The 3,776-nt window shown below is 44.0% G+C and carries 3 protein-coding genes and 2 pseudogenes; all 5 read left to right on the top strand.

The window, feature by feature from the left end; all coding sequences use genetic code 11:
• Nucleotides 1-513 (top strand): annotated as a pseudogene (locus Q0605_RS01180) (hydrogenase 4 subunit B); the annotation flags it as partial.
• A gap of 10 nt (nucleotides 514-523) precedes the next feature.
• Nucleotides 524-1,453 carry an NADH-quinone oxidoreductase subunit H gene (locus Q0605_RS01175; protein WP_297901004.1) on the top strand — a complete coding sequence of 310 codons (930 nt, stop codon included), beginning with the start codon at nucleotides 524-526 and terminating at the stop codon, nucleotides 1,451-1,453.
• A 1-nt stretch (nucleotide 1,454) separates the two neighbouring features.
• Complete coding sequence (gene hyfE, locus Q0605_RS01170; RefSeq protein ID WP_291936441.1) at nucleotides 1,455-2,099, top strand: hydrogenase 4 membrane subunit; 645 nt, start codon at nucleotides 1,455-1,457, stop codon at nucleotides 2,097-2,099.
• A 2-nt stretch (nucleotides 2,100-2,101) separates the two neighbouring features.
• Nucleotides 2,102-3,583 (top strand): hydrogenase 4 subunit F, encoded by a 1,482-nt coding sequence (locus Q0605_RS01165; protein ID WP_298703510.1) that lies wholly within the window; start codon nucleotides 2,102-2,104, stop codon nucleotides 3,581-3,583.
• A 2-nt stretch (nucleotides 3,584-3,585) separates the two neighbouring features.
• A pseudogene (locus Q0605_RS01160) lies at nucleotides 3,586-3,776 on the top strand (hydrogenase large subunit); the annotation flags it as partial.

Below are 3,776 nucleotides of genomic sequence, written 5' to 3'. Positions count from 1 at the left end.
ATGCAGGCGGTAAATTCTATCACTTCCAATAGCGGCTATGTCGCAAGCCTAGGCGCTTCGTCAATCACTTCGCCTTTGGGAAGTATCGTTTCAACTCCTCTTATTGCAGTGATTTTGTGTTCTACAATGTTGCTTCCGTTTATCATCCTAGCGGTTATGAAAGCAAATCGCGACAAACCTCGTGAGACCGATCCTTGGGCGTGCGGCTTTAAATATAGCCCTCGCATGCAGATAACTGGCGGTCCTTTTACTGGCGATTTAAGAAAGATTATGGATTGGTTATTTAGAGGTCATAAACGCAGAATAGAGCAAAACGGCTACTTCGGACCGATCGAGTATCACAATCATCCACAAGACATTTGGTGGACGATGATTTATCAACCGGTAATCGATTGGAGTAAGAAGATCGCCGATAAGATAGGAATTATTCAAAGCGGCTATGCAAATTTATATACGCTTTACATCCTAATCTATCTTTGCGCGATACTGGGCGTCGGATATTTCTTGATCTAGGAGGTTTGAGATGCAGACTATACAAACTATATTTTTAATGATATTTCAAGTCGCGGTTATCGTCCTAGTCGCTCCACTCTTCGACGGTATGGCTAGAAAACTTCGAGCCAAACTTCAGTCGAAACAAGGAAGCGATTTTTTCCAGACTTACCGCGATATTATTAAGCTTTTTAAGCGCGGCAGAACCGTTCCTGCGTGCAGCCACTGGGTATTTAGGTGGGCGCCGTTTTTTCTATTCGCTACTTCGGCAGCGATTTTGGCGGCTATTCCTATTACATACAGCAAAGATACTCTTTTCGGAGCGTATTCGGATATTTTCGTTATCCTATATCTAGGCGCGCTTTTGCGCTTCGTATTCGGTGCGGCTTCGATAGATAGCGGTAACCCGTTTGCGGCAACCGGCGGTGGACGTGAGCAGATGCTTGCCGTTTTTGTCGAACCTGTGATGATGATGTGCCTAATCGTAGTAATGATGGCTGCGGGAACTTCAAATTTAGTTGAGATCCAGCAGATGGTACGCAGCGGTCAGATCGGCTATCAAATTCCAAGCTTTGCTGTCGCTTCGATTGCATTTTTATGGTGCATGTATGTCGAGACCGGCAGAAAGCCATTTGATCTTGCCGAAGCCGAGCAAGAGCTTCAAGAAGGACTTTTGGGCGAATACGCAGGTAGCGATTTGGGCTTAGTGCAAGCGGCGCTTATTTTGAAGCAATTTGCGATGATCGGATTATTCCTAACGATATTTGAGCCGTGGAATTTTAGCAATCCGTTTTTGGCGATCATAATCTTTGTGCTAAAAACCGGCGTATTTTACGTAGCAGCCGTTTTCATCGACAACTTTGGACCACGCTTCAGAATGACTTCGAGCATGCGCAAAATTTCATGTGGTGCTCTTGCCATTGCTTTTGCGGCATTAACGCTTTACGTAGTAGGATTTTAAGATGAATAGTATCGATATTTTAGCAATTTGTATGATCGTGACGTCACTTGCGGTATTCGGACTTAGAAATTTAAAACTTTCGATCGGAATTTACGCGATTCAGACGCTATTTTTGGTAAGCATATTTTTTATGCTGTATTCTAACTTCAATGCGCCGCAGCTTAGAATTTGGGCGATAGTGGCGTTTTTTACGAAGGTTATTTTCGTGCCGGGAATTTTATTTTGGCTAGTTAAAAAGCTGGATGTGATCAGCGAGGATGAGCCGGTAGGCGGCTTTTTCGTAAGCCCCGTTATTGCGATGGGATTTTCGCTAGCGATTGCGATGACAATCAATCCGATCTTGCTTAAATTCTCTCTTATTCAAGAAAGAATCGTTCTAATAGCGGCGGTAACCGTATTTATGATGGGAATTTTCGGCTTCATGCTAAGAAATTCTTTCATCAAGCAAATTCTAGCCTACTGCCTCTTTGAAAACGGCATCCACCTAAGCCTTGCACTTATGGCTTACAACTCTCACGAGCTAGTCGAGCTTGGAATTTTAACCGATGCAATCTTTGCGGTTATTATTATGAGCATTTTGGCGGTTAGATTTTACAAAGCTTATGACGGGCTTGATACGTCTAAAGCTTCGAATTTAAGGGGTTAATGATGAATAGTTTAGCTTTTATATTAATTTTTCCGTTGCTCGGAGCGCTGATATTATTCTTATGCCCTAAGAATTTCAAGCTCCTAAGCTCGCTACACGTTTTGATTTCTGCAGTTACATCCGCAGGGCTACTCTGTAACGTAGGCAAGCTTATCAGCGGCAACTTCGAAGCGTTTTACGCATACGATAAATTCCTATTCCTAGATAGCCTAGGTTGCGTATTTTTAGTGCTAATCGCCGTAACGGGCTTTTTGGTAAATTTATACTCCACCACCTATATGAAGTGGGAGATACAGGGCGGTCATCTGGATCTTAGCGATCTTAGAAAATACTACGCGCTCTGCCACGCTTTCGTTTTTACGATGACGCTTAGCGTGATCTGTAACAACGTTGCGTTTATGTGGGCTGCGGTAGAGGCTACTACGTTAGCATCGGTATTTTTGGTCGCTATTCATAAAGACAAAAAATCTACCGAGAGCGGTTACAAATATATCGTTATCTGCTCGATCGGCTTAGCGTTTGCGCTTTATGCGACCGTTTTACTATATGCGGCTACATTCAAAATCACGGGCGATGGCGAGGCTTCGATGCTTTGGACTAGCATTATGGATCACGCCAAAGGCTTAAACAAAGATGCCGCTAAGCTTATCTTTATATTCGCTCTAATAGGCTTTGGAACCAAAGCAGGACTTGCTCCTACTCACACTTGGCTTCCTGACGTTCACGCAGAAGGTCCGGCTCCGATTTCGGCACTACTTTCGGGTGTGCTTTTAAAATGTGCGATGCTAGCGATATTTAGATATTACGCGGTAACCGCCGAAGCGGTAGGGCCAGACTTCGTTAAGCACGTGATGCTGATCTCGGGCACGATCACGCTATTTATAGCAGGAATTTTCCTCGTTCGTCAGCACGACGTAAAAAGGATGTTTGCTTACCACTCGGTCGTTCATATGGGTGTTATTGCATTTGCGCTAGGTATCGGCGGATATTTCGGCTTGCTTGCCGCGATCTTTCACTGCTTAGCTCACAGCTTTACCAAGGCTCTTGCATTCTGCTCTACCGGTAATATCGCTAGAATTTATGGTCACAAAGATATGACTAGAATGGGCGGTATGGTAAAAATCGCTCCGCTTACTACGATAATGTTTGGTGCTGCGGTTTGCTCGCTCGTAGGCGTTCCTGCGTTTGCGATCTTTGTAAGCGAATTTAACGTTTTCAAAGGCGCGATAGCCAGCGGTCAATACATAGCCGTAGCATTATTTGCGATCGCGCTCGTAATTATTTTCATTGCGGACTTCGCGCACTTTAATCTAGCGAGCTTCGGTACGCCTAAAGGTGAAGTGGTTTATGCTAAAGAGATGAGCTTGTTTGAAAATTTACCGCTAATCTTGCTTTGCGCTTTAGTGATAATTTTCGGCGTATGGCACGTAGGTGATTTTTGGATGCTCGTCGAAAACGGCGTTAGAATAATGATGAGAGGTTAAAAATGAGAGGCGATAAATTTATAGAAATTTTAAAGACCAAAGTCAAGGCCTTAGAAGTTACCCGCCAGGCCGAGGATCAAATTACCGTTTTAGTGGATAGAAATGATCTGCCGCTTGCGGTTAAAACGCTGTATTATGATATCGGCGGTTTTATCAGCACGATGATCCCTAACGATGAGGGCGAGCTAAACGG

Origin of the sequence: uncultured Campylobacter sp., from assembly GCF_938017705.1 — a bacterium.
Lineage (GTDB): Bacteria > Campylobacterota > Campylobacteria > Campylobacterales > Campylobacteraceae > Campylobacter_B.
This window is presented reverse-complemented; position numbering and strand designations above follow the sequence as displayed.

Excerpts from the sequence above, each read along its gene's own strand:
- Q0605_RS01175 (WP_297901004.1), top strand. The coding sequence starts at position 524 with ATGCAGACTATACAAACTATATTTTTAATGATATTTCAAGTCGCGGTT.
- hyfE (WP_291936441.1), top strand. The coding sequence starts at position 1,455 with ATGAATAGTATCGATATTTTAGCAATTTGTATGATCGTGACGTCACTT.
- Q0605_RS01165 (WP_298703510.1), top strand. The coding sequence starts at position 2,102 with ATGAATAGTTTAGCTTTTATATTAATTTTTCCGTTGCTCGGAGCGCTG.